Source organism: Streptomyces cinerochromogenes (genome assembly GCF_014648635.1).
GTDB classification, from domain to species: domain Bacteria; phylum Actinomycetota; class Actinomycetes; order Streptomycetales; family Streptomycetaceae; genus Streptomyces; species Streptomyces cinerochromogenes.
The window spans coordinates 103,178-127,627 of sequence record NZ_BMRM01000004.1 but is presented as its reverse complement, the minus strand read 5'-3'; the positions used below and the strand labels follow the sequence as shown (position 1 = coordinate 127,627).

Below are 24,450 nucleotides of genomic sequence, written 5' to 3'. Positions count from 1 at the left end.
CGGCCATGGACGCATACCTGCTCATCGAGTCAGCCGGCCCCGCCGGCGCGGGCGGCGACCGGTTCGTGGGCGACGCCTGCCGACTGGTGCGGCAGGGCGGTGACGTCACCCTGCTGCTCACCCAGGACGGCGTCCTGGGCGCCGTGGCCGACTCCAGCCCCCGCCTCGGCGACTACCTCGGTGCGGGGGGCGCCCTGTGGGTCGACGCCTTCTCCCTGCGCCGGCGGGGCGTTGCCGAGGAGGACGTGGAGCCGCGGGCCCGGCTGGTGGACATGGACGACGTCGCCGCGCGGCTGCTGCGGCCCGGCCTGCGGGCGGTGTGGCACTGATGGTGTGGACGGTTCCGCACAGCGACGTGATGCTCAAGATCCTCGGCGCCCCGCACCAGGACGACCTGGTCACCAGCGCCCTGCGGCTGACCCGGGCGCTGCTCGACCAGGACGCCCGCGTCCAGGTGTGGACGTGTGGCGACGCCACCCGTCTGACCAGCGCGGCCCTGGGCGCGGACAAGCCGCTCGACCCGGCGGACCACCGTGCGCGGCACCCCTCCACGGCGGCGGTCATCGGTGACCTGCTCGCGGCCCACCCCGAGCGGCTGCACTGGTACGTGTGCCGGTTCTGCGCCGCCGACCGTGCCGCCCCCGAGCAGATACCCGGCGTCCGCACCCGCCCGCCCAGCAGGTTCTGGGAGCACGTGCGGGCCACGGACAAGGTGCTCGCCCTGGGGGTGTGCTGAGCCGTGGCCGACTCCCGCAGCACCCTTCTCATCGTCGAACGGGCCCACCGCGGCGCGGTCGAGACGCAGTTCTCCGACGAGCTCTACTTCGTCCGCGCCCTGCACCGGATGGGCGGCTCGGTCGACGTCCTGCTCCGCGGTCCCGCCACGGGATACGCGATCGACACCGGGCCCGTGCCCGCACCGCCGGGCGCGCACGGCACCGACCTCCCGCTGGCGGATCCACGCCGCTCCCTGCGGGCCCTGCTCGCCGACGGCGTCCCGGTCTGGGCCGAGGAGGCGGGCCTGGCCCTGTTCGGCGCCTCGGCGGCGACACGGCTGATTCCCGACGTCCGCCTGGTCGTGCGGGACGACGACGGACCGGACTGGTCCGCCTACGACCGTGTCTGGTTCTTCTGAGGCCCGTCGCCGACCCGTCTTTGATCTCCACCTTCGAAGGGCAGCCCCCGCATGGTCTCCACCCTCACCGCAGCGACGCCCGTCATCTCGGCCTGGGCCGCCATCTCGCCCTGGGGCCTGGACAGCACCGACTTCACCACCGGCCTGAGCACGGGCAAGAGCACGGCCGCGCGGCTGGACCGCGACGTGTGGGACACGCCGTTCGACGAGGCGTGCCTCATACCGGACTTCGACATCCGCACCGTCCTCGGCCGCAAGGGCACCCGGTCCATGGACCGGGCCACCGCGCTGGCCGTCGCCACCGTCGGCCAGGTGCTCGACGACGGCACCGGGAACCGGCCCCCCGGCGTCGGCGAGAACACCGGCCTGGTGCTCGGCACCAGCACCGGCAGCGCCCAGAGCATGATGAGCTTCACCCGCGACTCCCTGGTCGGCGAGCGGCCCTACCTCGTCGATCCCGCCCGCTTCCCCAACACGGTGATGAACTGCGCGGCCGGACAGTCCGCCATCTGGCATCGCCTCAAGGGCCCCAACACCACCCTCGCCGGCGGCCGTGCCACCGGGCTCCTCGCGCTGCGCTACGCGCTGCGGCTGCAGCGGGCCGGCCGTGCCGAGACGCTGCTGTGCGGCGCCGTCGAGGAGTTCTCCCCGGCCCGCGCCTGGCTGGACTGGCACGTCCGGGGCCAGGGGGAGCAGGCCGGTGTGCTCGGTGAGGGCGCGGCCGTGTGGCTGCTGGAACGAGCCGACGCGGCCGGGGCGTCCGGCAGGCGTCCGCTGGCCGCCCCCCTGGGGCTGGAGTTCGGCTTCGCCCGGGACACCGAGCAGATCAGGCCGGTGCTCGCGGACTGCCTGCGCCGGCTGCTGGGGCGGGCGGGAGCCGAGCCGGGCGAGGTGCGGACGATCGCCGTGTCGGGGGCGGAGGGTGACCAGGGCGAGGCCGAACGGGCGGCCCTCACCGACGTCTTCGGAGCGGCGGACGGGCGCGGCCCCGACTGCGCCACGCTCATCGGCGACACCTACGCCGCGTCCGCGGCCTTCCAGATCGCCGCGGTCCTCGCGCTCGCCGAGACCGGCACCGAAAGCCTCGCCCTGGTGACCTCGGTGGAGGCCAACGGCGTCGTCGGCGCCGCCCTCCTGGCCACCCAGGGCTGAACCCCCCGGCGCGACGCGTGGATCCCCGCGCGTCGCCGGCCGTCTTCGCACGGACACGAAAGGTGACGCACAGCCATGACCAACACCGCAGGGACGGTACTGGACCGGGAGGACCTCCGGCGCACGGTGGCCCACATCCTCGACATCGACCCGTCCCAACTCACCGACGAGGCGCGGCTGCAGGACGTGGGCGGCGACTCGCTGCTCGCCCTGGAGGTCGTCGTCGTGCTGGAGAAGAAGTACGGGGTCCGGTTCAGCGAGGAGGAGATGAAGACGTTCACGACCTTCTCGCAGACCCACGACCTGCTCGCGGTGAAGCTCGGGAGCGCGTGATGCCGCAGGCGTGCAGCCCCGTCCGGGGGACCGTCGCGGTCACCCACGTCACCGGGCCGCGGAGCGAGATCACGCTGGAGGTGGCGCCGGACGAACCGGTGTTCCGCGGCCACTACCCCGGGCACCCGATCTTCCCCGGCGTCTGCATCGTCGACTTCGTCCGGCGCGGAGCCCTCCTGACGCACCCGGAACCCGGATCCGCGCGGCGGGTCACCGGTGTCGACAGGGTCCGCTTCCTGGACCCGGTGCGCCCCGGCGACCGGCTCACCGCACAGCTGAACTGGCGTGAGGACGGGGCCTCCTGGCGCTGCACGGCCGACGTCGCGACCGAGCGGGGGCGGGCGGCCCGGCTGACCCTCCTGTTCGGCGACGCGGCCACGGAGAAGCCCTCCGAGGCGCCTCCCGAGACGGCGGCCGGCACGCGTGCCCCCCTGGCCGTGCCGATCACCCCCGCCGCCGTCAAGCAGCGCATCCCCCATCGCCATCCCATGCTGCTGGTGGACCGCGTCGTCGGCCTCGCGCCCGAGCGGGAACTGACCGCGCTGAAGGCGGTGACCTGCAACGAGCCCTGGTACGAGGCGATCACCGACGAGGCCGACGACAGCGCGTACGACTACCCGGCCGCGCTCGTCATCGAGTCCTGGTGCCAGGCCGCCTCCCTCCTGCTGAGCGGCGGGCAGCCCACCGGCCCCGGCGGCGCGCTGCTGCTCTTCGGCGGCATGTCGGGGGTGCGGCTGCCGCGGCCCGTGCGCCCGGGAGACGTCATGCGGCACCAGGTCCGTCTGAGCAGGTCGTTCGGCGACACCTTCACCTTCGAGGGGGAGAGCACGGTGGACGGCGAACGGGTCCTGGAGGTGGACCAGGTCGTCATCGCCGTACGCGAACCCGAACCGGCGCCGCACCGCGCCGGCACACCGGAACACGTGAGGAGTCATCCATGACACAGGACGAGACACGCCCCGTCGCGCTGGTCACCGGCGGATCGCGAGGCATCGGACGGGCGGTGGTGCGCAGGCTCGCCGAGGACCACCGTGTCGCCTTCTGCCACACCCGGTCCGGAGCCGAGGCCGCCGCGCAACTGGTGAAGGAGGTGGGTGAGGCGGGCGGGCACGCCGTCGCCCACCAGGCCGACGTGACCAGCCGCGACGAGGTGCGCGCCCTGGTGGAGACCGTGCAGCGGGACCTCGGGCCGATCGACACCCTGGTCACCTCCGCGGGCATCGTGCGGGACAACCCGCTGGTGATCATGAGCGACGAGGACTGGCAGGACGTCATCGACACCAACCTCGGCGGCACCTACCACGTCTGCCGTGCCGTGGTCTTCGAGATGATGAAACGCAAGCGCGGCAGCGTCATCAACATCGCCTCCGTCGCCGGCGTCCACGGCCACGCGCGCCAGACCAACTACTCCGCGTCCAAGGCGGGGATCATCGGCTTCAGCAAGGCTCTCGCCAAAGAGGTCGCCCGGTACGGCATCCGCGTCAACGTGATCGCCCCCGGCTTCATCGAGACCGACATGACCGCCTCCCTCAACGACGCCGCCCGCGACGAGGCGCTGCGCTCGGTCCCCCTCGGCCGCTTCGGCCGCCCCGAAGAAGTCGCCGACATGGTCGGCTACGTGACGACGGCCGGATACGTCACCGGTGCGGTGCTCCACGTCGACGGAGGGATCGTCATCTGACGTCCGTCCGCCCATCGACAGCACGGCACCGTCGTCGCCCGGAAACGAGGAGCACCACCATGGCAGCACCCCGGCGGTCCGCACGGCCCCGCTGGTACTTCAACCTGCGCAGCCCCTACTCGTGGCTCGCCCACCGCCGGCTCACCGAGGACCACCCCGAACTGGCCGACGCCCTGGAGTGGCGACCGTTCTGGGAGCCCGACGCGCGCAGCTCCGCGCTGCTCGCCGAGGCGGGAGGGGCCTTCCCGTACACCGCGATGTCGAAGGCCAAGCACCTCTACATCCTCCAGGACGTGCGCAGGCTCGCTCATCAGGCCGGTCTGCGGCCGGCCTGGCCGACGGACCGAGACCCGGTTTGGGAGGTACCCCACCTCGCCTATCTCGCCGCGGACGACGCGGGCCTCGGGCGGGCCTTCGTACGCCGGGCCTACCAGCTGCGCTGGGAGGAGGGCCGCGACATCTGCGACCGGGCGGTGATGGGGGAGCTGGCCGTCGAACTCGGACTGCCCTCCGAGCTGCTCGCCGGGGCGTCGGAGGACGAGGAGCTGCGCGCCCGGGGCGTTCGGGCCCTGCTGGACGTGGACGGCGACGACGTGTTCGGCATCCCCTTCTTCATCAACGGCCGGGAGAAGTTCTGGGGTGTGGACCGGTTCGACGCGTTCGTCCGGAGCGTTGCCGGTTCCGTGCCGCCGGCACCGAAGGAACCGGTCGTCGCCCTCGGCGCGGGGGGTGACCAGGGCCACGCCGGCGGCTGCGGCTGAACGGCACCTGCCGGGGCCGGGCGGCGCCCGCCGGGCCTGCCTCCGCCGGCCGGCCCTGTCCCCGCGTCGGCCCCACGCCACCGCGGTCCACGGGGTCTGACGCGTTTCGGCCACCGGTTGTACGGTCTCCGAGTCGATGTTCGTACCGGCGCCTGTCCGACGGCGTCCGGGCAGTACGGGGGAGGCGGTCGCGGTGACCGGAACCGGTGTGGGGGCGACGCACGGAGCGGACGGAGCGGGTGGCGGTGCGCGCAGGCTGCCGCGGGTGCGCGGGTTCGCCGACTGGCCGCCGCAGGGCTCGCCGAAGGAGGAGGGCAAGGCGCTGCGCACGAGCGTGCCGCGTTCCGCCCACCGCACGCTCGACCTGGACGCTTCCCGCCCCGACGCGGTGAGCGCGGTGGCCGAGTCCAACGCCGGCCGCATCCCCGAACTGACCCCGCTCCGCGTGGGCCGGATGGCGGCCACCCCCTTCGCCTTCCTGCGCGGCTCGGCCGGCCTCATGGCGTACGACCTCGCCCGCACCCCCACCACCGGGATCGGCACCCAGATATGCGGTGACGCGCACGCCGCCAACTTCGGTCTGTACGGCGACGCCCGCGGCGGTCTCGTCATCGACCTCAACGACTTCGACGAGACCGTGCACGGCCCCTGGGAATGGGACCTCAAGCGGCTCGCCGCCTCGCTGGTCCTCGCCGGCCGCGAGGCGGGCGCCGACGAGGACACCTGCCGGGCCGCGGCCCGGGACGCGGCCGGTGCCTACCGCCGCACCATGCGGCTGCTCGCCAAGCTGCCCGCGCTCGACGCCTGGAACGCCATCGCGGACGAGGAACTCGTCTCCCACACCGACGCCCACGACCTGCTCGGCACGCTCCAGCGGGTCTCGGAGAAGGCCCGGGCCAACACCAGCGGCCGGTTCGCCGCGAAGTCGACCGAGCCGGCGCCGGACGGCGGACGGCGGTTCGTGCCCGCCCCGCCGGTGCTGCGCCGGATACCCGACGCCGAGGCCGCGGCGGTCGCCGCCTCCCTGGAGCCGTACGCCGACACCCTCGGCGAGGACCGCCACCCCCTGCTCGCCCGGCACGCCGTGCACGACGTCGCCTTCCGCGTGGTCGGCACCGGCAGCGTCGGCACCCGGTCCTACGTCGTGCTGCTCCTCGACCACCGCGGCGAGCCCCTGGTCCTCCAGGTGAAGGAGGCCCGGCCCTCCGCGCTCCTCGCGCACCTGGCCACGGCCGGCTTCCCGGCCCCGCCGGCGGAGCACGAGGGCCGCCGGGTGGTGCTCGGGCAGAAGCGGATGCAGGTCGTCAGCGACACCCTGCTCGGCTGGACCACCGTCGAAGGGCGCCCCTACCAGGTGCGCCAGTTCCGCAACCGCAAGGGCAGCGTCGACCCGGCCGCCCTCGCCGCGGACCAGGTCGACGACTACGCCCGCATGACCGGCGCCCTGCTGGCCCGCGCCCACTCCCACAGCGCCGACCCCCGCCTGATCGCCGGCTACTGCGGCAAGAACGAGGAACTGGACGAGGCCCTCGCCGCCTTCGCCGTCGCCTACGCCGACCGCACGGAGGCGGACCACGCCGACCTGCTCGCGGGCATCCGGGCGGGGCGGATCGAGGCCGAGCCGGGGGTGTGAGGGGATTCACGGGGTGTCGTGAGGGATGTCCCCGGGGCGACGTGAGGGATTTCCCCGGGGGTGTCGTGAGGGGCTTCCCCGGGGGTGTCGTGAGGGGTTTCCCCGGGCGGGGAACCGCGCCCCGGTCTTGGCCGGGGGCAGCGTCGGGGGCAGCGGCTACCCTGGGCGGGTGACGACCCCGGAAGCCGACCAGTCCCAGGCCCCCCGCCCCGAGGAACGGCTGGAGCAGGCCGTGCGGGCCGCCGAGCAGGCGTTGATCGAGTACGAGATCGCCGTGGAGACCTTCCGCGTCGAGGTGGAGAACTTCTCCCGTCTCCACGATCAGCGACTCGGCCCGCTCTACCTCCGCATCGAGGAGCTGGACGCCGAGATCGCCGAGGCGAAGGCCGCCCGCACCGGCGACCCCGAGGACATCCGCCGTGCCGCGGAGGCCCGCGCCCGCGTGCTGCCGATGCCCGGCGTGGAGGAACTGCTGCACGGCTGGATGGACGGCGACGGCCTGTTCCCCGAGGCCGTCGCCATGCTCACCGACCAGCCGGTACGGCCCCCGCAGCGGGTACGGCCCAGCGAGCAGGCCCGCAAGCTCTACCGCGAGCTGGCCCGCAAGGCCCACCCCGACCTCGCCCAGGAGGAGGACGAGCGCAAGCGGCGCGAGGAGTTCCTCAGCCGGGTCAACGCCGCCTACGCCCGGGGCGACGAGACCCTGCTCGGTGAGCTGGCCGCGGAATGGGCCGCCGGTCCGGTGCCGCCCGAGCGCCGGCCGAGCCCCGCCGAGGAGCTGTACGCCCGCCTCGAATGGCTCGCCCAGCGCAAGGAACTGCTCACCCTCGTCGCCCGCGAACTGGAGGAGGGTGCGATCGCCGGCATGCTCCGCCTCGCCCCGGACGACCCCGACGGGCTGCTCGACGAGATCGCCGAACGGCTGCGCGCCGACATCGCCCAGCGGGAGGCGGAGCTGGCCGGCCTGCGGGGGCAGGACTGAACCACCGGCGCTTCGGGTAGCGTCGGAGCCATGAATTTCGGAGCTGGTGTGCCCACGGTCCAGATCACGGACCTCAAGGACGGCGACTTCCTGCTGGACGTCCGCGAGGACGACGAGTGGCAGGCGGGCCACGCCGAGGGAGCCCTGCACATTCCCGTCAGCGAGTTCGTCGCCCGCTACGGCGAGCTGACCGAGGCCGCCCCGCAGGACGGCCGCGTCCACGTCATCTGCCGCTCGGGCGGCCGCTCCGCCCAGGTCACCATGTACCTGGTCCAGCAGGGCGTCGACGCGGTCAACGTCGACGGCGGCATGCAGCAGTGGCAGACCGCCGGCCGCCCGGTCGTCACCGACGAGGGCAAGCCGGGCTTCGTCCTCTGACCCGGGCTTCCGCGCCCCGTCAGCCGAGGGGGTGGGCGGCCAGCAGGTCGCCCAGCCGCTCCTCGTACGCCGCCGCCGGGCCGAGCGCCAGCTCCAGGTGCTTGGCCCAGGCGTGATAGCGGTGCAGCGGGTAGTCGGTGTCGGCGCCGAACCCGCCGTGCAGATGCTGAGCCGTCTGCACCACCCGCCGCACCCCTTCCGCCGCCCAGATCTTCGCCACGGCGATGTCCCCGGCGACCGGCAGCGCCCCCGACGCCCCGGAGGCGATCCGCCACGCGGCCTGCCACAGCGTGGCCTCCATGGCGCGCAGGTCGATGTACCGGTCCGCGGCCTGCACGGCCACCGCCTGGAACGTCGCGATCGGATGGCCGAACTGCTCCCGCTTGCCGGTGTACTCCCCGGTCATCCGCAGCACCCGCTCACCCAGCCCGAGCGCCAGCGCGCAGGTGCCCGTCACCAGCAGCCCGTGCAGCCACTCCCAGGCCCCGTCGGCCTCGATCACCTCGTCCGGCCCGAGCCGCACCGACCGCAGCCGCAGCTCGGCCAGCCGCTCGCCGCTGGTGGAGACCTGCTCGGCGAGCACCAGCCCCTCGGCCTCCCGCGGCACCAGCGCCAGCACGGTCCGCTCGGCCCCCGGGCCCTCGACATGCGCCGGTACGACGACCAGGTCCGCGTCGTACGCCCACGGCACCGCCGTCTGCACCCCGTCCAGCAGCCACACCGGCCCCTCACGGCGCGCGGTGACGGCCAGCTGGGCCGGGTCATGGCCGGTACGTCCCTGGGCCGCGACCGTCAGCACCAGCTCGCCCCGGGCGGCCCGGGCCAGCAGCCGGTCCGCCTGCTCCGCTCCGCCGTGAACCTGCACGGCCGACGCGGCGGCGCTGTGTTCCAGCAGCGGCACCCGCGCGAGCACCCGGCCGGCCTCGCGGAGCACCAGGCACAGCGCGATCGCGTCCAGGCCCGCCCCGCCGTGCGCCTCGGCCAGCAGCAGGCTCAGCAGGTCCGCGTCGGCCAGCCGGGACCACAGCGCCCGGTCGAAGCCCTCGGCCACGGCGCCGGGGGTGAGCGCCGGGCTGGGCACCGCGTCCGGCACGACCCCGGCGAACACCCCCCGCGCCGCCTCGGCCGCCGCCCGCTGCTCCTCGGTGAAGGTGAAGTCCACGGCCTGTCCTCCTGGCGGGTCCGGTCGTCCGGCAGCGCACCGAGTGCGACTGCCCGTATCTGACGGGCCGTCAAGATAGAACAGGTTCTAGGAGAAGGGAACGGCCGGGAAGAGCGCGGTCGGGAAGGAGGCGGTCCGGAAAGGGACGGTCGGGGAGGGGGCGGCCGGGGAGGGGGCGGTCGGGTGGCCCTCAGCGGTCGAAGTCCAGCTCCACCCTCTCTGTCAGCGGATGCGACTGGCAGGCCAGCACATACCCGGCCTCCGTCTCCTCCGTCTCCAGCGCGAAGTTGCGGTCCATGCGCACCTCGCCCGCGACCAGGAAGGCCCGGCAGGTCCCGCACACCCCGCCCTTGCAGGCGTAGGGCGCGTCGGGCCGGTTGCGCAGCACCGTCTCCAGCAGCGACTCCCCCTCCCGCACCGGCCAGGTGCCGCCGCGGCCGTCGAGCCGCGCGGTGACCGTGCTGTGCGCCGGCGCCGAAGCGGAGGCCGCCGGGGCGGAGCCCGCGTCCACGTGGAAGATCTCCTGGTGCATCCGCGCCCGGTCCACGCCCAGTTCGCGCAGCGCCCGCTCCGCGCCCTGCACCAGCCCGTAGGGCCCGCACAGGAACCAGCCCGCCACCCGCTCCACCGGCAGCAGCGCGGGCAGCAGCCCCGTGAGCCGTTCCCGGTCGAGCCGGCCCGACGGCAGTCCCGCCTGCTGCTCCTCCCGGGAGAGCACGGTCACCAGCTGAAGCCGCTCCGGATAGCGGTCCTTCAGGTCGGCGACCTCCTCCAGGAACATGGTGGAGGCGGCCGTGCGGTCACTGCGTATCAGGCAGAACCGGGCCGACGGCTCACGCGCCAGCAGCGTGGCGACGATGGACAGCACCGGGGTGATGCCGCTGCCGCCGACGACCGCCGCGTACAGACCAGGGGCCGGCTCCAGCGTGAAGCGGCCCGCCGGGGTCATCACGTCCAGCTCGTCCCCGATGTTGATCTCCTTCAGCGCGTACGCCGAGAAGGCCCCGCCCTCGACCAGCCGCACCCCCACCCGCAGGCTCTCCGGGCCCTCGCCGGCCGGGTCGGGGGCGGGGGAGCAGATCGAGTAGGTGCGGCGGATCTCCGTGCCGTCGATCCGGCGACGCAGCGCGAGGTGCTGGCCGGGTGCGTGCCGGTACTCCTCGCGCAGCTCCGGCGGGACGGTGAGGGTGAGGGCGACGGAGTCGTCGGTGAGCCGGTCGACCGCGGCCACCGGGAGCGGGTGGAAGCGGGCCATCACAACTCCTTGAAGTGGTCGAACGGTTCACGGCAGGCCAGGCAGCGGCGCAGCGCCTTGCACGCGGTGGAGGAGAACCGGCTCAGCAGCTCGGTCTCGGCCGAGCCGCAGTGCGGGCACCGGACCGGTTCGGCCGGGGACTGCGGCTCCCGGGTGCGGGTCGGGCCCAGGGCCAGCGGCACCGGGCCGCTGTCGTGGCCCACGCGCGGCGGAGCGATGCCGAACTCCGCGAGCTTCTGACGGCCTTCGGGGGTGATGTCGTCGGTCGACCAGGCGGGCGTGAGCACCGTGCGGACGGTGACCTCGCGCATGCCGTGGGCGCGCAGCACCCGCTCGATGTCCAGGCTCATCGCCTCGACGGCCGGGCAGCCGGTGTAGGTGGGGGTCAGGTCGACCTCCACCGTGTCACCGCCGTGGAGGCGCACCGCGCGGAGCACGCCCAGCTCGCGCAGGGTGAGCACGGGCAGCTCGGGGTCGGGCACCGCGCCGGCCAGCTCCAGCAGCTCCGCCTCCAGGGCGGTGGCGGTCACCATGCCGCCCCCGGGTGGCTGCGGTGCAGGTGCTGCATCTCGGCGAGCATCCGGCCGAACGGCTCGGTGTGCAGGCCCTGCCGGCCGGCGCCCGCCGACCAGGCGCCGGTGCGCGGGCCCTGCGGGACGGTCAGGGAGGCCCGGCCGAGCACGTCGGTGACGGACTCCAGCCAGCGGTCCTCCATCCCGCGCCAGTCGGCCTCCAGGCCCTCCACCGGCTGGAACATCTCGCCGGTGAACCGCCACAGCGCGTCGCAGGCCCGCTGCATCCGCTCGTGGCTGGTCTCCGTGCCGTCACCGAGCCGCAGCGTCCACTGCTCGGCGTGGTCGCGGTGGTAGGCGACCTCCTTGACCGCCTTCGCGGCGAGCGGCGCGAACGGGCCCTCCGTCCCGGCGAGTTCGGTGTAGAGGAGCTGCTGGTAGGTGGAGAAGTACAGCTGGCGGGCGATGGTGTGGGCGAAGTCGCCGTTCGGCTGCTCGACCAGCTGGAGGTTGCGGAAGGCGCGTTCCTCGCGCAGGAAGGCCAGCTCGTCCTCGTCGCCGGCCAGGGACAGCAGCACGCGGGCCTGGCCGAGCAGGTCCAGGGCGATGTTGGCGAGGGCGACCTCCTCCTCCAGCACGGGGGCGTGCCCGGCCCACTCCCCCAGACGGTGGGAGAGCACCAGGGCGTCGTCGCCGAGAGCGAGGGCTGCGGTCACCGGGACGGCGGCGGGGGCCGCGGTGCGGGCCGTGGGGCCGGTGGCGGTCACAGGTGCTTCACCCCTTCCGGGATCTCGTAGAAGGTCGGGTGCCGGTAGGGCTTGTCGGCGGCCGGCTCGAAGAACGGGTCCTTCTCGTCCGGCGAGGACGCGGTGATCGCGGCGGCCGGGACGACCCAGATGGAGACCCCCTCGCCGCGCCGGGTGTACAGGTCGCGGGCGTTGCGCAGGGCCAGTTCGGCGTCGGGCGCGTGCAGGCTGCCGGCGTGGGTGTGGGAGAGGCCGCGCCGGGAGCGCACGAAGACCTCCCACAGGGGCCAGTCGGTGGTGCTCATGCTCGCGTCGCTCCCGTCCCGCCGGTGTCGCCGGCGTGCTTGGCCGCGTAGGCCGCGGCTGCTTCCCTCACCCATGCGCCCTCGTCGTGGGCTCGTCTGCGTTGGGTGATCCGCTCTTCGTTGCACGGGCCGTTGCCCTTGAGGACGTCCCGGAACTCGCTCCAGTCGATCGGGCCGAAGTCGTAGTGCTCCCGCTCCTCGTTCCACCGCAGCTCCGGGTCGGGGAGGGTGAGGCCCAGGGACTCGGCCTGCGGGACGCAGATGTCCACGAAGCGCTGGCGCAGTTCGTCGTTGGAGTGGCGCTTGATCTTCCACTCCATGGACTGCGCCGAGTGCTGGGACTCGTCGTCGGGCGGGCCGAACATCATCAGCGACGGCCACCACCAGCGGTTCACCGCGTCCTGGGCCATGGCGTGCTGCTCCGGGGTGCCCTTGCTGAGGGCCAGCAGCAGCTCGTACCCCTGGCGCTGGTGGAAGGACTCCTCCTTGCAGATCCGCACCATCGCCCGGGCGTACGGGCCGTAGGAGCAGCGGCACAGCGGGACCTGGTTGGTGATCGCGGCGCCGTCCACCAGCCAGCCGATCGCACCGACGTCGGCCCAGGTCAGGGTGGGGTAGTTGAAGATCGAGGAGTACTTCTGGCGGCCGGTGTGCAGCTTGTCGAGCAGTTCGTCGCGGCTGGTGCCGAGGGTCTCGGCCGCGCTGTAGAGGTACAGGCCGTGGCCGGCCTCGTCCTGGACCTTGGCCATCAGGATCGCCTTGCGGCGCAGGGAGGGCGCGCGGGTGATCCAGTTGGCCTCCGGCTGCATGCCGATGATCTCGGAGTGCGCGTGCTGGGCGATCTGCCGGACCAGGGTGGCGCGGTAGGCGTCGGGCATCCAGTCGCGCGGTTCGATGCGTTCGTCGGCGGCCACGGCCGCGTCGAAGGCGCGCTGGTAGGCCGCCGTCCGGGCGGTGTCCGGTGCGCCGTCCGCCTCCGTGCGGGCGGTTGGCTGCGCGGCTGCTGTGGCCATGCGGTCCCCCTGACCTCGGGCTCTGCGGTGAACTCTGTCCGAGCGATGCGTCCCGACCGATCGTTCGGTCCGTGCGTAGTCCATGGTGTGGGGGGCCGCCGCGGGTGTCAACCGCTGTGGAAAACTCCTCGCGTCGGCTGTGGACAACGGGGAGCGGGCGGGCCGCATCCCCGCTCCGCGTGGCGAGGACCACCGCATCCGTCCGTACCCGGGGCTGCGCCCGGGGCCCGGGGCTGAGTACCGTTCCGTGCGAGCGCCGAGACGTGGCGCTCGTGCCGTGTGCGGCGCCCGTGACGGGCACCGCGCCACGGTCCGCCCCGTTCGTCAGCCTCCGAGCCGGCCGACGGGCCGGACGACCGAGTCGAAGGCACCGAGCTGACCGCATGAGCCGAAACGGGGGACGGGACGGAATGGACGCGTACGACGAGGATCCGCGGGGCCCGCAGGGCCCGGACGGGTCGGCCGGGACGCGTCTCCCGGAAGAACCCCCGGCGCCGCCCCCGCCGCCCGGCCCCACGGCCGCACCGGCAACCGAAGCCGCGCCCGCACCGGAAGCCGCGCCCGCACCGGAAGCCGCGCCCGCGCCCCGTACCGGCGTCGCCGCGCTCTCCCCGCGCTATCAGGTCGGCGCGGCGCTGGCGCTCGCGGTGGTCGCCGTGGCCGCCTGTGTGCACCTGCTGATGGTGTTCCTCAGCCTCGCCCCCGCCAACACGGTGACGAAGCAGCACGGCAAGGCGATAGAGGAATGGGTGTACCCGGAGTTCGAGCAGAACTGGAAGCTGTTCGCCCCGAACCCGCTCCAGCAGAACATCGCCGTCCAGGTACGCGCCGAGGTGCGGATGCGGGACGGCGGGCTGCGCACCACCGGCTGGACCGACCTGTCCGCCCAGGACGGCGCCGCCATCGACGGCAACCTGGCCCCCAGCCACACCCAGCAGAACCTGCTGCGCCGGGCCTGGGACTTCTTCAGTGCCACGCACGGCACCGACAACCGTCCCGTCGGCCTGCGCGGCTCCCTGTCCGAGCAGTACCTGCGCCGGATCGTGGTGATGCGCCTCTACCAGGACGACCCGACGAGCCGGGAAGGCGTGATCCAGCGCGTGCAGATCCGTTCCAGCACCACCAATGTGCAGCCGCCGCCGTGGAGCCGTGAGCGGGTGTCCGACAAGCCCGTCTACCGCCTGCTTCCCTGGTGGTCCCTGTCGTCCGACGAGGCCGCGGGAGGTGTGCGGTGAACCGTCTCTCCCTGACCCTGTCGCGGGGTGTCGCCCGGGTCACCGAGGCGGCTCTCGGGCCGTACCAGAGCGCCGTGATCCGGATCGGCTTCGCGGGGACCTGGATGCTGTTCCTGCTGCGCGAGTTCCCGCACCGCCAGGAGCTGTACGGCCCCACCGGGCCGTGGGGCTGGAACCTCGCCAAGGAGCTGACCGCCGACAACCACGCCTTCACGGCACTGCTGTGGTCCGACGGCCGGCTGTGGTTCGAGTGCTGCTACGCGCTGGCGATCCTCGCCAGCGCCGCCCTGCTGCTCGGCTGGCGCACCCGGACCGCGTCCGTGCTGTTCATGGTGGGCGTGCTGTCGCTGCAGAACCGCAGCGTCTTCATCGGTGACGGCGGCGACAACGTCCTGCACCTGATGGCCATCTACCTGGTGTTCACGCGCTGCGGGCAGGTGTGGTCCCTGGACGCCCGGCGCGCGGCCCACGGCGCGGCGGCACGCGCGCGCGGGGAGCGGGTGCCCGCCGACCGGACGGGACCGCTGCTGTGGGCGGTGTCCGGCCTGGCGCTCGGCGCGGCGACGCTGACCGGCCGGTTCGACAACGGCTGGCTGATCCCGGCGCTGCTGTGGACGGCCTGGGCCGGACTCGGCCTGTGGTGGGCCGTCGGCCGCCGGGCGGCCTGGGAGCAGCCGCGGATCCTGCTCGACGTCATCGCGAACATCCTGCACAACGGCGCCCTGGCCGTGATCATGGCGGAGGCCTGCCTGATCTACGCCACGGCCGGCTGGTACAAGGTCCAGGGCTCGCGCTGGCAGGACGGCACCGCCGTGTACTACCCGCTCCACCTGGACTACTTCTCGCCCTGGCCCGCCCTGGCCGACCTGATGTCGTCCAGCGGCACGATCCTGATGCTCGTGGCCTACGGGACGGTCATGGTGCAGGTCGCCTTCCCGTTCACGCTGTTCAACCGGCGGGTCAAGAACGTGCTGCTGGCGCTGATGATGGTCGAGCACGCGGTGATCGCGGTCGTCCTCGGCCTGCCGTTCTTCTCGCTGGCGATGATCACCGCGGACGCGGTCTTCCTGCCGACGTCCTTCCTGCGCCGGCTGGGCGACCTGGCCGCACGCGCGCGCGGGCGGCTCGCCCGGCGCGTCGGCCGTACGGTGCCCGCCCAGCGCTCGCCCGAGGAGAGCCCGACGGACCGCGTAGGGTTCACGGCATGACCGATCCGCTGAGCCGTTGGAGTGAGCACGCGGACTCCGCCGTACTGCTCGACGGCTTCCACGCCCTGAAGCACGCGCTGCGCTTCGGGGCCGAGGTGCCGGTCGCGGTCACCACCGACCGGGAGGCCGCGCTCGCCCTCGCCGGGGAACTGGCCGAGGACGTACGCGACACCCTGGACGCCCTCCTGACGGAGGTTCCCCGGGCGGCGTACGCCTCGCTCGTCCCGCGCCCCCATCCGACCGGTGTGGCCGCCCTCGCGGTACGGCCGTCCCGGGAGGAGAACCTGCGCGTGCTCGCCCGCACGCCGCGCACCGCGCCCGTCGTCGTGCTGGACCATCCCCGCAACCTCGGCAACGCGGGTGCGGTGATCCGGCTGGCCGCCGGTTTCGGGGTGACCGGTGTGGTCACCACGGGCACCCTCGATCCCTGGCACCCCACGGTGCTGCGCGGCGGCGCGGGCCTGCACTTCGCGACCGCGGTGGAGCGCCTCGGCGTCGACGAGCTGCCCGCCGGCCCGCTGTTCGCCCTCGATCCGGAGGGTGAGGACATCCGCGGGACCACGCTGCCCGACGACGCCGTGCTGGCCTTCGGCTCGGAGCGCTCCGGCCTGTCCCCGCAGCTGCGGGCCCGGGCCGACCACCTGCTGAGGCTGCCGATGCGCCCCCAGGTCTCCAGCTACAACCTCGCCACCAGCGTGGCGATGACGCTGTACCACTGGAGCGCCGGGGGCGCCTAGCGGCTCAGGCCTCCCGGCGGACCTCCACCACCCGGAACCGGTTGGCCACGAACGCGCCGTCGGTGAGGGCCGCGTTGGCCGCCGGGTTGCCGCCCGAGCCGTGGAAGTCGGAGAAGGCGGCGGTCTGGTTCACGTACACCCCGCCGGTGAGGTTGAGCGACAGCTGGGCCGATTCCTCCAGGCACACCTCCTGGATCGTCTCCTCGACCCCGGCGTCCGTGGTGTAGGCGCCGACCGTCATCGCGCCCTTCTCGCGGACCGTGCGCCGCAACAGCTCGGCCGCGTCCGTCACCGAGTCGACCGCGACGGCGAAGGAGACCGGGCCGAAGCACTCGCTCATGTAGGCGGCCTCGTCGTCCGGCTTGGCGCCGTCCAGCTTGACGATGACGGGGGTGCGGACCACCGCGTCCGGGAACTCCGGGTTGGTGACCTCACGGGAGGCGAGGGCGACCTCGCCGAGGCCGGCGGCGGCCTCGAGGCGGGCCTTGACGTCCGGGTTGACGATCGCGCCGAGCAGGGCGTTCGCGCGCGCGTCGTCGCCGAGCAGGCCGTCGACCGCGCGGGCGAGGTCGGCGGTGACCTCGTCGAAGGTCCTGGGGCCCTGGTCGGTGCTGATGCCGTCGCGGGGGATGAGCAGGTTCTGCGGGGTGGTGCACATCTGGCCGCTGTACAGGGAGAGCGAGAACGCCAGGTTGGACAGCATGCCCTGGTAGTCGTCCGTGGAGTGCACGATCACGGTGTTGACGCCGGCCTTCTCCGTGTAGACCTGCGCCTGGCGGGCGTTGGCCTCTAGCCAGTCGCCGAACGCCGTCGACCCCGTGTAGTCGATGATCTTGATCTCGGGGCGCAGGGCGAGGGTCTTGGCGATGCCCTCGCCGGGCCGTTCGGCGGCCAGCGCGACCAGGTTCGCATCGAAGCCCGACTCGGCGAGCACGTCCCGGGCGATCCGCACGGTCAGCGCGAGCGGCAGCACCGCGCGCGGGTGCGGCTTGACCAGGACCGCGTTGCCGGTGGCCAGGGAGGCGAACAGGCCCGGGTAGCCGTTCCAGGTCGGGAAGGTGTTGCAGCCGATGACCAGGCCGATGCCGCGCGGGACGGGCGTGAAGGTCTTGGCCAGCGCCAGCGGGTCGCGCTTGCCCTGCGGCTTGGTCCACTCCGCCGTGCCCGGGGTGCGGACCTGCTCCGCGTACGCGTACGCCACCGCCTCGAGGCCGCGGTCCTGGGCGTGCGGGCCGCCCGCCTGGAACGCCATCATGAACGCCTGGCCGGAGGTGTGCATGACGGCGTGCGCGAACTGGTGCGTGCGGTCGCTGATCCGCTTCAGGATCTCCAGGCACACCATGGCCCGCAGCTCCGCGCCCGCGTCCCGCCAGCCGCGTTGGCCGGCCCGCATCGCGGGCAGCAGCACGTCGAGGTCCGCGTGCGGATAGGTCACGCCCAGCTCGATGCCGTACGGGGAGACCTCCTCGCCCACCCAGTCGTCGACGCCGGGCTGGTCGGTGAGGTCCAGGCGGTTGCCGAGCAGGGCGTCGAAGGCGGCCTTGCCCGCCGCCGCGTCCAGGCTGCCGTCCTCGCCGTAGGCCTTCGGGTGCTCGGGGTGCGGGGACCAGTACGCGCGGGTGCGGATCGCTTCCAGGGCCTGATCGAGAGTGGGCCGGTGCTTCGCGATCAGCTCGGGCGCGGTCAGTTCGGCGGCCATGCGGGACCAACTCCTCGTCTGGAGGACTCTTCTTCGAGTGCGGGCCTGGCAGAAAGAGCAGCGGGATGGAACGGTCAGAGCTAGAGTAACCGAACGATCGGTCGGTACAAGGGGGTCCGCCGCATCTGTGGAAAACCCCGTGCGGGAGGATCGCGCACATGACAGCTCTCGCCCTCAGCAGCCCCGTGGCCGTCGTCGGGACCGGCACCATGGGCCAGGGAATCGCCCAGGTCGCGCTGGTCGCCGGCCACCCCGTACAGCTGTACGACACCGTCCCCGGCCGGGCCCGGGACGCGGCGGAAGCGATCGGCGCCCGCCTCGACCGGCTCGTGGCCAAGGACCGGCTCGCCGAAGCCGACCGCGACGCCGCCCGCGCCCGCCTGAAGCCCGTGGACAGCCTCGCGGAGCTGGCCGGCTGCGGGCTGGTCGTGGAGGCCGTCCTGGAGCGGCTGGACGTCAAGCAGCGGCTCTTCGGCGAGCTGGAGGACATCGTCGCCGAGGACTGCCTGCTCGCCACCAACACCTCCTCGCTGTCGGTGACGGCCATCGGCGGCGCCCTGCGCCACCCCGGACGCTTCGTCGGCCTGCACTTCTTCAACCCGGCGCCGCTGCTGCCGCTGGTCGAGGTGGTCTCCGGGTTCGCCACCGACGTCACGTCGGCCACGCGCGCGTACGAGACCGCCCGCGCCTGGGGCAAGACCCCGGTGGCCTGCGCGGACACCCCGGGCTTCATCGTCAACCGCATCGCCCGGCCCTTCTACGCGGAGGCGTTCGCCGTCCACGAGGCCCAGGCCGCCGACCCCGCGACCATCGACGCGGTCCTGCGCGAGTCGGGCGGCTTCCGGATGGGCGCCTTCGAGCTGACCGACCTGATCGGCCAGGACGTCAACGAGTCCGTCACCCACTCGGTGTGGCAGTCCTTCTTCCAGGACGTGCGCTTCACCCCCTCGCTGGCCCAGCGCCGGCTGGTGGAGTCCGGCCGGCTCGGCCGCAAGAGCGGGCACGGCTGGTACGACTACGCCGAGGGCGCCGAGCGGCCCGAGCCGCACACCGCCGACACGGAGCAGCCGCCCGCCTACGTCATCGCCGAGGGCGACCTCGGCCCGGCGGCCGAGCTGCTGGCGATGATCCGGGAGGCGGGCATCACGGTCCGCGAGGAGGACGAGGACAACGGCACCCGCCTGGTGCTGCCCAGCGGCGGCCAGCTGGCCCTCGCCGACGGCCAGACCTCCGTGGAGTTCCGCGACGTCGTCTACTTCGACCTCGCCCTGGACTACCGCAAGGCCACCCGCATCGCCCTGTCCACCGCCCAGGACACCCTGCCGCAGACCCTCGCCGAGGCCACCGGCCTCTTCCAGGCGCTCGGCAAGAAGGTCAGCGTCATCGGCGACGTCCCCGGAATGATCGTCGCCCGCACGGTCGCCCGGATCATCGACCTCGCGCACGACGCCGTCGCCAAGGGCGTCGCCACCGAGGAGGACATCGACACCGCGATGCGCCTCGGCGTCAACTACCCCCTCGGACCCTTCGAGTGGAGCCGCGGCCTCCCCCGGGCCTGGGCCCACGAACTGCTGGACGAACTGCACGAGCGCGACCCCTCCGGCCGCTACGCGCCTTCCCTGGCGCTCTACCGCCACTCGTACGCCCAGGACAAGCGGGAGGGCACCCCATGACCACGGCCAAGCGGGACACGTACACCCCCGAGACGCTGCTCTCGGTCGCCGTGCGGGTCTTCAACGAGCGCGGCTACGACGGCACGTCCATGGAGCACCTGTCCAAGGCGGCCGGCATCTCCAAGTCGTCCATCTACCACCACGTCAGCGGCAAGGAGGAGCTGCTGCGCCGGGCCGTCAGCCGCGCCCTGGACGGGCTGTTCGCCATCCTGGAGGAGGAGCACGCGCGCGCGGGGCGGTCCGCCGACCGGCTGGAGCACGTGGTGCGCCGCATGGTCGAGGTGCTCATAGCCGAGTTGCCCTATGTGACGCTGCTGCTGCGCGTGCGCGGCAACACCGAGACCGAGCGGTGGGCGCTGGAGCGGCGCCGCGACTTCGACCACCGGGTCGCGGAACTGCTGAAGGCGGCGGCCGCCGACGGGGACGTACGCGCCGACGTGGAGGTGCGGCTGGCCACCCGGCTGGTCTTCGGAATGATCAACTCCATCGTGGAGTGGTACCGGCCGGACACGCGCGGCGCGAGCGACCGGGAGGTGGCCGACGCCGTGGTCCGGCTGGTCTTCTCGGGGCTGCGCCAGGACTGACCTCAGCTGTCCGGCTCCAGGTCCTCCTCCTCGAACACCAGGAGCGTGCGGGTGCTGAGCACCTCGGGGATGGCCTGGAGCCGGGTCAGCACCAGTTCGCGCAGCGCCCGGTTGTCGGGCGTGTGCACCAGCAGCAGTACGTCGAAGTCGCCGCCCACCAGGGCGATGTGGGAGGCGCCGGGCAGCTGTCTGAGCTGCTCGCGGACCGTGCGCCAGCTGTTCTGGACGATCTTCAGCGTGATGTACGCCGAGGTGCCGTGGCCGGCTCGCTCGTGGTCCACGCGCGCGCTGAAACCCCGGATCACCCCGTCCTCGACGAGCCGGTTGATGCGCGCGTAGGCGTTGGCGCGCGAGACATGGACGCGTTCGGCGACGGACCGTATCGAGGCGCGGCCGTCCGCCTGGAGGATCCGCAGGATGTCCTGGTCGATGGCGTCCAGTGGGCGGGGCGGCAGCACGGCGCCGTCCTGCGGCCCGTCGGCCATTTGTTCAGGTCCCATGTCCCCCCGCTTCCTCGCCGTGGACGTCCTGCGTTCATTGCAGGCTGTGGAGAACCGTTTGTCCACAGCCTTGAGGTGCCTGTAGCCAAAATGTGCCGGCGACCGAACAATCGGTTGGTGAGGCGGGTCACAGCCGACACGCCTCCCGTAGCCGCTCCCACGAGGAGGTGCCGTCATGACGGTTCTGGAGCAGCGGGGCGCGTACCGGCCATCGCCGCCGCCCGCCTGGCAGCCCCGTATGGACCCCGCGCCGCTGCTGCCCGACGCCGAGCCCTACCGCGTCCTCGGCACCGAGGCGGCCGGGAAGACCGACCCCGACCTGCTGCTCCGGCTCTACGCCCAGCTGGTGCGCGGCCGCCGCTACAACACGCAGGCCACCGCGCTCACCAAACAGGGCCGGCTCGCCGTCTACCCGTCCAGCACCGGCCAGGAGGCCTGCGAGATCGCCGCCGCCCTGGCCCTGGAGGAGCGCGACTGGCTCTTCCCCAGCTACCGCGACACGCTCGCCGTCGTCGCCCGGGGCGTGGACCCCGCCGAGGCGCTCACCCTGCTGCGCGGCGACTGGCACAGCGGCTACGACCCCTACGCCCACCGGGTGGCCCCGCTCAGTACCCCGCTCGCCACCCAGCTGCCGCACGCCGTCGGCCTCGCGCACGCCGCCCGCATCAAGGGTGACGACGTGGTCGCGCTCGCCATGGTCGGCGACGGCGGCACCAGCGAGGGCGACTTCCACGAGGCGCTGAACTTCGCCGCCGTCTGGCAGGCACCGGTCGTCTTCCTGGTGCAGAACAACGGCTTCGCCATCTCCGTCCCGCTCGCCAAGCAGACCGCCGCCCCCTCCCTGGCCCACAAGGCCGTCGGGTACGGCATGCCGGGCCGGCTGGTCGACGGCAACGACGCCGCGGCCGTGCACGAGGTCCTCCGCGACGCCGTACGCCACGCGCGCGCGGGCGGCGGCCCCACCCTGGTCGAGGCGGTGACGTACCGCATCGACGCCCACACCAACGCCGACGACGCCACCCGGTACCGCGGTGACGCCGAGGTCGACGCCTGGCGCGCCCACGACCCGATCGGCCTGCTGGAACGCGAACTGACCACCCGCGGCCTGCTCGACGAGGCCGGCATCGAGGCGGCCCGGCAGGACGCCGAGACGATGGCCGCCGCCCTGAGGGACCGCATGAACCAGGACCCCGACCTCGACCCCATGGACCTCTTCGACCACGTCTACGCCGAGAGCACCTCGCAACTGCGCGAACAGCGGGCCGTGTTGCGGGCCGAGCTGGAGGCCGAGCAGGAGCAGCACGGCGAGCCCGGCACGCCGGAAGGCGGCGCCCGATGACCACCGTCGCCGTCAAGCCCGCCACCATGGCGCAGGCCCTCACGCGCGCGATGCGCGACGCGATGGCCGCCGACCCCACCGTGCACGTCATGGGCGAGGACGTCGGCACCCTCGGCGGGGTCTTCCGGGTCACCGACGGCCTCGCCAAGGAGTTCGGCGAGGACCGCTGCACCGACACCCCGCTCGCCGAGGCCGGCATCCTCGGCACCGCCGTCGGCATGGCCATGTACGGCCTCCGGCCGGTGGTGGAGATGCAGTTCGACGCCTTCGCCTACCCGGCGTTCGAGCAGCTGATCAGCCATGTCTCCCGTATGCGCAACCGCACGCGCGGAAGGATGCCCCTGCCGATCACCGTCCGCGTCCCCTACGGCGGCGGCATCGGCGGCGTCGAGCACCACAGCGACTCCTCCGAGGCCTACTACATCGCGACCCCGGGCCTGCACGTCGTCACCCCGGCCACCGTCGCCGACGCCTACGGGCTGCTGCGCCAGGCCATCGCCTCCGACGACCCGGTCGTCTTCCTGGAACCCAAGCGGCTGTACTGGTCGAAGGACAGCTGGAACCCCGAGCAGCCGACGGACGTCGAGCCGATCGGCCGCGCGGTGGTCCGGCGGCCCGGCACCAGCGCCACGCTCATCACCTACGGCCCCTCGCTGCCGGTCTGCCTGGAGGCCGCCGAGGCCGCCCGGGCCGAGGGCTGGGACCTGGAGGTCGTCGACCTGCGCTCACTGGTGCCGTTCGACGACGAGACGGTCTGCGCGGCCGTCCGGCGCACCGGCCGTGCCGTCGTCGTCCACGAGTCCACCGGCTTCGGCGGACCGGGCGGCGAGATCGCGGCCCGCATCACCGAGCGCTGCTTCCACCACCTGGAGGCGCCGGTGCTGCGCGTGGCCGGCTTCGACATCCCGTACCCGCCGCCCATGCTGGAGCGGCACCACCTGCCCGGCGTCGACCGCATCCTGGACGCCGTGGCCCGGCTGCAGTGGGAGGCCGAGGGCTGATGGCTCAGGTGCTGGAGTTCAAGCTGCCCGACCTCGGTGAGGGGCTCACCGAGGCGGAGATCGTCCGCTGGCTGGTCAAGGTCGGCGACGTGGTCGCCATCGACCAGCCGGTGGTCGAGGTCGAGACGGCCAAGGCGATGGTCGAGGTGCCCTGCCCCTACGGCGGTGTGGTCACCGCCCGCTTCGGCGAGGAGGGCACCGAACTGCCCGTCGGCGCCCCGCTCCTGACGGTCGCCGTCGGCGAACCGGCGGCGGAGCCGGAGGGCTCCGGCAACGTCCTGGTGGGCTACGGCACCCAGGCCCCGGCGGCCCGCCGCAGAAGGGTCCGGGCGGGCACGGCCGGCGTCGACGGGCAGGCGCGGCGGCCCGGGACCGCCTCGGCGGCCCCCCACGCGCGCGTGCACGCACCTGCACCGGCCCCCGCCTCCGACCCGACACCGGCCCCGGCGGCGACGCAGGCGTCCCCGCCCGCCGAGGGGCCGGTCCCCGTGATCTCCCCCCTCGTACGCAGGCTGGCCCGGGACAACGGCGTCGACCTGCGCCGGCTGGCCGGCTCCGGGCCGGACGGGCTCATCCTGCGCGCGGACGTCGAGGACGCGCTGCGGGCCGGGGCGGGAAGGACCCGCACGGCCGGGGAACCGGTCGTACCGGCCTCCGCGGCGGCGCCGACGGGCGGGGAACCGGCCGTGCGGGCTCCCGCGGCGGCCCCCCGGGCCGGGGACGGAGCCCGGGTCCCGCTCAAGGGCGTGCGCGGTGCCGTCGCCGACAAGCTCTCCCGCAGCCGCCGGGAGATCCCGGACGCGACCTGCTGGGTCGACGCCGACGCGACCGAACTCATGCGTGCGCGCACCGCCATGAACGCCGCCGGGGGACCGAAGATCTCCCTGCTCGCGCTGCTCGCCCGGATCTGCACGGCCGCCCTGGCCCGGTTCCCCGAGCTGAACTCCTTCGTCGACACCGAGGCCCGCGAGATCGTCCGGCTCGACCAGGTCCACCTCGGGTTCGCCGCCCAGACCGAACGCGGCCTGGTCGTGCCCGTCGTCCGGGACGCCCACGCGCGCGACGCGGAGTCCCTGACCGCCGAGTTCGCCCGGCTCACCGAGTCCGCCCGCGCCGGGACGCTCACCCCCGCGGAACTCACCGGCGGGACCTTCACGTTGAACAACTACGGAGTCTTCGGCGTCGACGGCTCCACCCCGATCATCAACCACCCCGAGGCGGCCATGCTGGGCGTCGGCCGCATCGTCCCCAAGCCGTGGGTGCACGAGGGCGAGCTGGCCGTCCGCCAGGTCGTCCAGCTCTCGCTCACCTTCGACCACCGGGTGTGCGACGGCGGCACGGCGGGCGGCTTCCTGCGGTATGTGGCGGACTGCGTGGAACAGCCGGCGGTGCTGCTGCGCACGCTGTGACCCACGCCGGGTCCGGA

At 73.5% G+C, this 24,450-nt stretch carries 27 protein-coding genes; 19 read left to right on the top strand and 8 right to left on the bottom strand.

From position 1 onward, the window contains the following. Positions 1 to 5 precede the first annotated feature (5 nt). The 11 genes from IEZ20_RS09640 to IEZ20_RS09590 all read left to right on the top strand — a co-directional run bounded on the left by IEZ20_RS09640 (position 6) and on the right by IEZ20_RS09590 (position 8,055). Positions 6 to 329 (top strand): hypothetical protein, encoded by a 324-nt coding sequence (locus tag IEZ20_RS09640; protein ID WP_189296498.1) that lies wholly within the window; start codon positions 6 to 8, stop codon positions 327 to 329. Further along, the gene (locus IEZ20_RS09635) at positions 329 to 736 is read left to right on the top strand and encodes a hypothetical protein (RefSeq protein WP_189296496.1); all 408 of its coding nucleotides are present in this window, start codon (positions 329 to 331) and stop codon (positions 734 to 736) included. The genes IEZ20_RS09640 and IEZ20_RS09635 overlap by 1 nt, the downstream gene beginning before the upstream one ends. Before the next feature lie 3 nt (positions 737 to 739). Further along, positions 740 to 1,135, top strand: a complete 396-nt coding sequence (locus IEZ20_RS09630) for a hypothetical protein (RefSeq protein WP_189296494.1) — start codon at positions 740 to 742, stop codon at positions 1,133 to 1,135. A gap of 51 nt (positions 1,136 to 1,186) precedes the next feature. Beyond that, the gene (locus IEZ20_RS09625; protein WP_189296492.1) at positions 1,187 to 2,287 is read left to right on the top strand and encodes a beta-ketoacyl synthase N-terminal-like domain-containing protein; all 1,101 of its coding nucleotides are present in this window, start codon (positions 1,187 to 1,189) and stop codon (positions 2,285 to 2,287) included. A gap of 75 nt (positions 2,288 to 2,362) precedes the next feature. Continuing rightward, entirely contained in the window at positions 2,363 to 2,620 is a 258-nt protein-coding gene (locus IEZ20_RS09620; RefSeq protein ID WP_189296490.1) for an acyl carrier protein, read from the top strand. Further along, positions 2,620 to 3,561, top strand: a complete 942-nt coding sequence (locus IEZ20_RS09615) for a 3-hydroxyacyl-ACP dehydratase FabZ family protein (protein WP_189296488.1) — start codon at positions 2,620 to 2,622, stop codon at positions 3,559 to 3,561. The genes IEZ20_RS09620 and IEZ20_RS09615 overlap by 1 nt, the downstream gene beginning before the upstream one ends. After that, positions 3,558 to 4,301, top strand: coding sequence for a 3-oxoacyl-ACP reductase FabG (fabG, locus tag IEZ20_RS09610; RefSeq protein WP_189296486.1), 744 nt, complete (start codon positions 3,558 to 3,560; stop codon positions 4,299 to 4,301). The genes IEZ20_RS09615 and fabG overlap by 4 nt, the downstream gene beginning before the upstream one ends. A 59-nt stretch (positions 4,302 to 4,360) precedes the next feature. Further along, entirely contained in the window at positions 4,361 to 5,062 is a 702-nt protein-coding gene (locus IEZ20_RS09605) for a 2-hydroxychromene-2-carboxylate isomerase (RefSeq protein ID WP_189296484.1), read from the top strand. A 136-nt stretch (positions 5,063 to 5,198) separates the two neighbouring features. Continuing rightward, complete coding sequence (locus IEZ20_RS09600; RefSeq protein WP_373303917.1) at positions 5,199 to 6,695, top strand: DUF2252 domain-containing protein; 1,497 nt, start codon at positions 5,199 to 5,201, stop codon at positions 6,693 to 6,695. 169 nt (positions 6,696 to 6,864) lie between these two features. Beyond that, entirely contained in the window at positions 6,865 to 7,677 is an 813-nt protein-coding gene (locus IEZ20_RS09595) for a hypothetical protein (RefSeq protein ID WP_189296474.1), read from the top strand. Between the two features lie 48 nt (positions 7,678 to 7,725). Next, complete coding sequence (locus IEZ20_RS09590; protein ID WP_189297010.1) at positions 7,726 to 8,055, top strand: rhodanese-like domain-containing protein; 330 nt, start codon at positions 7,726 to 7,728, stop codon at positions 8,053 to 8,055. A 19-nt stretch (positions 8,056 to 8,074) separates the two neighbouring features. Here the strand turns inward: IEZ20_RS09590 and IEZ20_RS09585 are convergent, their stop codons facing one another. From IEZ20_RS09585 to paaA, 6 genes are all read right to left on the bottom strand, one after another. Then, positions 8,075 to 9,217 carry an acyl-CoA dehydrogenase family protein gene (locus tag IEZ20_RS09585; RefSeq protein WP_189296472.1) on the bottom strand — a complete coding sequence of 381 codons (1,143 nt, stop codon included), beginning with the start codon at positions 9,215 to 9,217 and terminating at the stop codon, positions 8,075 to 8,077. 190 nt (positions 9,218 to 9,407) lie between these two features. Further along, complete coding sequence (locus IEZ20_RS09580) at positions 9,408 to 10,472, bottom strand: 2Fe-2S iron-sulfur cluster-binding protein (RefSeq protein ID WP_189296470.1); 1,065 nt, start codon at positions 10,470 to 10,472, stop codon at positions 9,408 to 9,410. Then, positions 10,472 to 11,005: a 1,2-phenylacetyl-CoA epoxidase subunit PaaD gene (gene paaD, locus IEZ20_RS09575; protein WP_189296468.1), complete on the bottom strand. Its 534-nt coding sequence runs from the start codon at positions 11,003 to 11,005 to the stop codon at positions 10,472 to 10,474. Before paaD ends, IEZ20_RS09580 begins: the two co-directional genes overlap by 1 nt. Beyond that, positions 10,999 to 11,700 carry a 1,2-phenylacetyl-CoA epoxidase subunit PaaC gene (paaC, locus tag IEZ20_RS09570; protein WP_189297008.1) on the bottom strand — a complete coding sequence of 234 codons (702 nt, stop codon included), beginning with the start codon at positions 11,698 to 11,700 and terminating at the stop codon, positions 10,999 to 11,001. The genes paaD and paaC overlap by 7 nt, the downstream gene beginning before the upstream one ends. A 47-nt stretch (positions 11,701 to 11,747) precedes the next feature. Then, positions 11,748 to 12,035: a 1,2-phenylacetyl-CoA epoxidase subunit PaaB gene (gene paaB, locus IEZ20_RS09565; protein WP_014673816.1), complete on the bottom strand. Its 288-nt coding sequence runs from the start codon at positions 12,033 to 12,035 to the stop codon at positions 11,748 to 11,750. Beyond that, a complete protein-coding gene (gene paaA / locus IEZ20_RS09560) occupies positions 12,032 to 13,048 on the bottom strand; it encodes a 1,2-phenylacetyl-CoA epoxidase subunit PaaA (protein ID WP_189296466.1) in 1,017 nt (338 codons plus the stop codon). The genes paaB and paaA overlap by 4 nt, the downstream gene beginning before the upstream one ends. 410 nt (positions 13,049 to 13,458) lie before the next feature. Between paaA and IEZ20_RS09555 the strand changes: the two genes are divergently transcribed. Genes IEZ20_RS09555 through IEZ20_RS09545 form a run of 3 tightly spaced genes read left to right on the top strand, consistent with a single transcriptional unit; the run spans position 13,459 to position 16,228 of the window. Then, entirely contained in the window at positions 13,459 to 14,283 is an 825-nt protein-coding gene (locus tag IEZ20_RS09555; RefSeq protein WP_189297006.1) for a DUF5819 family protein, read from the top strand. Further along, a complete protein-coding gene (locus IEZ20_RS09550) occupies positions 14,280 to 15,491 on the top strand; it encodes an HTTM domain-containing protein (protein WP_189296464.1) in 1,212 nt (403 codons plus the stop codon). The genes IEZ20_RS09555 and IEZ20_RS09550 overlap by 4 nt, the downstream gene beginning before the upstream one ends. Then, the gene (locus IEZ20_RS09545) at positions 15,488 to 16,228 is read left to right on the top strand and encodes a TrmH family RNA methyltransferase (RefSeq protein WP_189296462.1); all 741 of its coding nucleotides are present in this window, start codon (positions 15,488 to 15,490) and stop codon (positions 16,226 to 16,228) included. Before IEZ20_RS09550 ends, IEZ20_RS09545 begins: the two co-directional genes overlap by 4 nt. 4 nt (positions 16,229 to 16,232) lie before the next feature. Here the strand turns inward: IEZ20_RS09545 and paaN are convergent, their stop codons facing one another. Further along, positions 16,233 to 17,927: a phenylacetic acid degradation protein PaaN gene (gene paaN / locus IEZ20_RS09540; RefSeq protein ID WP_189296460.1), complete on the bottom strand. Its 1,695-nt coding sequence runs from the start codon at positions 17,925 to 17,927 to the stop codon at positions 16,233 to 16,235. A 158-nt stretch (positions 17,928 to 18,085) separates the two neighbouring features. On the opposite strand from paaN, the gene IEZ20_RS09535 reads away from it, so the two are divergent. After that, positions 18,086 to 19,600: a 3-hydroxyacyl-CoA dehydrogenase gene (locus IEZ20_RS09535; protein ID WP_189296458.1), complete on the top strand. Its 1,515-nt coding sequence runs from the start codon at positions 18,086 to 18,088 to the stop codon at positions 19,598 to 19,600. Then, the gene (locus tag IEZ20_RS09530) at positions 19,597 to 20,184 is read left to right on the top strand and encodes a TetR/AcrR family transcriptional regulator (protein ID WP_189296456.1); all 588 of its coding nucleotides are present in this window, start codon (positions 19,597 to 19,599) and stop codon (positions 20,182 to 20,184) included. The genes IEZ20_RS09535 and IEZ20_RS09530 overlap by 4 nt, the downstream gene beginning before the upstream one ends. Positions 20,185 to 20,186: 2 nt before the next feature. On the opposite strand, the gene IEZ20_RS09525 is transcribed toward IEZ20_RS09530, so the two are convergent. After that, entirely contained in the window at positions 20,187 to 20,684 is a 498-nt protein-coding gene (locus tag IEZ20_RS09525; RefSeq protein WP_373303916.1) for an Lrp/AsnC family transcriptional regulator, read from the bottom strand. 175 nt (positions 20,685 to 20,859) lie between these two features. Here IEZ20_RS09525 and pdhA point away from each other — a divergent pair, with 175 nt between their 5' ends. From pdhA to IEZ20_RS09510, 3 genes are read left to right on the top strand one after another with little or no spacing between them, the layout of a single operon-like run. Next, the gene (gene pdhA / locus IEZ20_RS09520) at positions 20,860 to 22,023 is read left to right on the top strand and encodes a pyruvate dehydrogenase (acetyl-transferring) E1 component subunit alpha (RefSeq protein WP_189296454.1); all 1,164 of its coding nucleotides are present in this window, start codon (positions 20,860 to 20,862) and stop codon (positions 22,021 to 22,023) included. After that, the gene (locus IEZ20_RS09515) at positions 22,020 to 23,024 is read left to right on the top strand and encodes an alpha-ketoacid dehydrogenase subunit beta (RefSeq protein WP_189296452.1); all 1,005 of its coding nucleotides are present in this window, start codon (positions 22,020 to 22,022) and stop codon (positions 23,022 to 23,024) included. The genes pdhA and IEZ20_RS09515 overlap by 4 nt, the downstream gene beginning before the upstream one ends. Next, positions 23,024 to 24,433 carry a dihydrolipoamide acetyltransferase family protein gene (locus IEZ20_RS09510; protein WP_189296450.1) on the top strand — a complete coding sequence of 470 codons (1,410 nt, stop codon included), beginning with the start codon at positions 23,024 to 23,026 and terminating at the stop codon, positions 24,431 to 24,433. The genes IEZ20_RS09515 and IEZ20_RS09510 overlap by 1 nt, the downstream gene beginning before the upstream one ends. Positions 24,434 to 24,450 lie beyond the last annotated feature (17 nt).

What these genes read in the sequence shown, in the direction of transcription:
- IEZ20_RS09600 (WP_373303917.1), top strand. Translation starts at nt 5,199, where the DNA reads ATGTTCGTACCGGCGCCTGTCCGACGGCGTCCGGGCAGTACGGGGGAG.
- pdhA (WP_189296454.1), top strand. Translation starts at nt 20,860, where the DNA reads ATGACGGTTCTGGAGCAGCGGGGCGCGTACCGGCCATCGCCGCCGCCC.
- IEZ20_RS09615 (WP_189296488.1), top strand. Translation starts at nt 2,620, where the DNA reads ATGCCGCAGGCGTGCAGCCCCGTCCGGGGGACCGTCGCGGTCACCCAC.
- IEZ20_RS09510 (WP_189296450.1), top strand. Translation starts at nt 23,024, where the DNA reads ATGGCTCAGGTGCTGGAGTTCAAGCTGCCCGACCTCGGTGAGGGGCTC.
- IEZ20_RS09535 (WP_189296458.1), top strand. Translation starts at nt 18,086, where the DNA reads ATGACAGCTCTCGCCCTCAGCAGCCCCGTGGCCGTCGTCGGGACCGGC.
- paaA (WP_189296466.1), bottom strand. Translation starts at nt 13,048, where the DNA reads ATGGCCACAGCAGCCGCGCAGCCAACCGCCCGCACGGAGGCGGACGGC.
- paaB (WP_014673816.1), bottom strand. Translation starts at nt 12,035, where the DNA reads ATGAGCACCACCGACTGGCCCCTGTGGGAGGTCTTCGTGCGCTCCCGG.
- IEZ20_RS09640 (WP_189296498.1), top strand. Translation starts at nt 6, where the DNA reads ATGGACGCATACCTGCTCATCGAGTCAGCCGGCCCCGCCGGCGCGGGC.
- IEZ20_RS09620 (WP_189296490.1), top strand. Translation starts at nt 2,363, where the DNA reads ATGACCAACACCGCAGGGACGGTACTGGACCGGGAGGACCTCCGGCGC.
- IEZ20_RS09555 (WP_189297006.1), top strand. Translation starts at nt 13,459, where the DNA reads ATGGACGCGTACGACGAGGATCCGCGGGGCCCGCAGGGCCCGGACGGG.
- IEZ20_RS09625 (WP_189296492.1), top strand. Translation starts at nt 1,187, where the DNA reads ATGGTCTCCACCCTCACCGCAGCGACGCCCGTCATCTCGGCCTGGGCC.
- fabG (WP_189296486.1), top strand. Translation starts at nt 3,558, where the DNA reads ATGACACAGGACGAGACACGCCCCGTCGCGCTGGTCACCGGCGGATCG.
- IEZ20_RS09580 (WP_189296470.1), bottom strand. Translation starts at nt 10,472, where the DNA reads ATGGCCCGCTTCCACCCGCTCCCGGTGGCCGCGGTCGACCGGCTCACC.
- paaD (WP_189296468.1), bottom strand. Translation starts at nt 11,005, where the DNA reads ATGGTGACCGCCACCGCCCTGGAGGCGGAGCTGCTGGAGCTGGCCGGC.
- IEZ20_RS09515 (WP_189296452.1), top strand. Translation starts at nt 22,020, where the DNA reads ATGACCACCGTCGCCGTCAAGCCCGCCACCATGGCGCAGGCCCTCACG.
- IEZ20_RS09545 (WP_189296462.1), top strand. Translation starts at nt 15,488, where the DNA reads ATGACCGATCCGCTGAGCCGTTGGAGTGAGCACGCGGACTCCGCCGTA.
- IEZ20_RS09605 (WP_189296484.1), top strand. Translation starts at nt 4,361, where the DNA reads ATGGCAGCACCCCGGCGGTCCGCACGGCCCCGCTGGTACTTCAACCTG.
- paaN (WP_189296460.1), bottom strand. Translation starts at nt 17,927, where the DNA reads ATGGCCGCCGAACTGACCGCGCCCGAGCTGATCGCGAAGCACCGGCCC.
- IEZ20_RS09530 (WP_189296456.1), top strand. Translation starts at nt 19,597, where the DNA reads ATGACCACGGCCAAGCGGGACACGTACACCCCCGAGACGCTGCTCTCG.
- IEZ20_RS09635 (WP_189296496.1), top strand. Translation starts at nt 329, where the DNA reads ATGGTGTGGACGGTTCCGCACAGCGACGTGATGCTCAAGATCCTCGGC.
- IEZ20_RS09525 (WP_373303916.1), bottom strand. Translation starts at nt 20,684, where the DNA reads ATGGGACCTGAACAAATGGCCGACGGGCCGCAGGACGGCGCCGTGCTG.